The 1,920-nt window shown below is 64.3% G+C and carries 3 protein-coding genes; all 3 read right to left on the bottom strand.

The window, feature by feature from the left end:
- On the bottom strand, window positions 1–1,091 hold a 1,091-nt coding region (pcaF, locus tag DOU50_RS00395), incomplete at its 3' end, for a 3-oxoadipyl-CoA thiolase (RefSeq protein ID WP_148768480.1).
- Window positions 1,084–1,512 (bottom strand): hydroxyphenylacetyl-CoA thioesterase PaaI, encoded by a 429-nt coding sequence (gene paaI, locus DOU50_RS00390; RefSeq protein ID WP_148768479.1) that lies wholly within the window; start codon window positions 1,510–1,512, stop codon window positions 1,084–1,086. The genes pcaF and paaI, both read right to left, overlap by 8 nt.
- The coding region (locus DOU50_RS00385; RefSeq protein ID WP_228117487.1) for a 3-hydroxyacyl-CoA dehydrogenase family protein at window positions 1,502–1,920 on the bottom strand (419 nt) is incomplete at its 5' end. The genes paaI and DOU50_RS00385, both read right to left, overlap by 11 nt.

Raw genomic sequence — 1,920 nt, 5'->3', positions numbered from 1 at the left:
GCACCGCTCATGCCCAGCGGGTGGCCCAGCGCAATCGCGCCACCGTTCGGGTTGACGTGCGCGGCATCATCCGGCAGGCCCAGCTGACGTAGCACGCCCAGCGCCTGCGCGGCGAAAGCTTCGTTAAGCTCGATCACGTCCATATCGTTAATACTGAGTCCGGCGCGCTCCAGCACCCTGCGAGTGGCCGGTACCGGGCCGAGCCCCATCAGACGTGGCTCCACGCCCGCCGTCGCCATCGCCACGATCCGCGTGCGCGGGACTAACCCCTGTGCCAGCGCCATCTTCTCGCTGGCGACGATCAGCGCCGCAGCGCCGTCGTTGACGCCGGAGGCATTTCCCGCCGTAACCACTCCGTTCTTACGGAACGGCGTTTTCAGACCGGCAAGCTGCTCGAGCGTGGTGTCCGCGCGCGGATGTTCATCCACGCTGAACGCTGTGACTGCCCCTTTTTTGCCCGGCACCAGCACCGGCACAATCTCCTGCGCCAGAATGCCGTTCTGCTGCGCCTGCGCGGTACGCTGCTGGCTGCGCAGCGCGAACGCATCCTGATCGGCACGGCTGATATTTAACAATTCAGCTACATTCTCTGCCGTTTCCGGCATACTGTCAGTTCCGAATTGCTGATGCATGAGCGGATTCACAAATCGCCAACCGATGGTGGTATCGAAGATCTCCGCCTGACGCTGAAACGCGGCGGTGGCTTTGCCCATCACAAACGGCGCGCGGGACATCGACTCCACGCCGCCCGCGATCAGCAGGTCGCCGTCGCCCGCCTTAATGGTGCGCGCGGCAAAACCAATCGCGTCCAGCCCGGAACCGCACAGGCGGTTAAGGGTGGTCCCGGACACCGTCTGCGGCAGCCCGGCCAGCAGGGACGACATGCGCGCCACGTTGCGGTTATCTTCCCCCGCCTGGTTGGCGCAGCCGAAAATCACGTCGTCAATCCGCTCCAGATCGAGCTGCGGGTAGCGGGCCAGCAGCGCGCGCAGCGGCACGGCGCCGAGATCGTCGGTTCGGACTGCGGAAAGCGCGCCGCCGTAGCGCCCCACCGGGGTTCGAACGCCATCACAAATAAATGCGTCACGCATCTGTCTCTCCTGTCACGCTGCCGCCGATGCGGTGAGATTTTCCGCGAAAAAGGGCGACGGTTTTCTGTTGTTGGTTCTGGATTTCAATGTCGTACACGCCGGTCAGCTTGCCCTGATGCTTCACCCGCGCGGTGGCGGTGAGCGTGTCCCCGGCAAAGCCCGGACGCAGAAAATCAATCGAGCAGCCGGAGGCTACCGCCGCCAGCCCCTGGCTGTTACAGGCGTAGGCAAAGGCGGTGTCCGCCAGCGAAAAAAGCTGGCCGCCGTGGCAGGTTTTATGGCCATTCAGCATCTGCGGGGTGATGGTCATGGTCACCACCGCGTAGCCCTCGTCCATCTCGACAATGTCCATCCCCATCGCCTGCGCGCAGGCGTCCCGTTCGTACATCGCGCGGGCGTTATGCCAGGCGTTATGACTCATAGCTACTCTCCAGAAGCGCGCGCTGGCGCAGCAGTGAACAGGGGCGATAACGCTCTTCGCCGTAATGACGCTGCAGGTTCTCCAGCAGCGTCAGCAGGCGCTGCCAGCCCAGGCGCTCGCCCCAGGCGATCGGCCCGCTCGGGTAGTTCACGCCGAGGCGCATAGCGGTATCGATGTCCTTCTCGCTGGCGACCCCTTTTTGCAGGGCATCCAGCGCCTCGTTGGCAATCATCGCCAGTGTCCGCCAGATCAGCAGGCCGGGATAATCGGCAATTTGCACCACCCGATGCCCCTGCTGCTGCAGGTAGCGGATGGCTTTTTGCGTCGCGGTGTGCGGGTTGCTGGCGGCGGCGGCAATGACCGCCACGTCACGCTCAATGCGGTCCACCACCACCACCGGGCCGTTGA

Origin of the sequence: Enterobacter sp. C6 (genome assembly GCF_008122455.1) — a bacterium.
In the GTDB taxonomy this organism is placed as follows: domain Bacteria; phylum Pseudomonadota; class Gammaproteobacteria; order Enterobacterales; family Enterobacteriaceae; genus Enterobacter; species Enterobacter pseudoroggenkampii.
The sequence above is the reverse complement of the archived record's forward strand: the minus strand, read 5'-3'. Positions and strand labels throughout refer to the sequence as shown.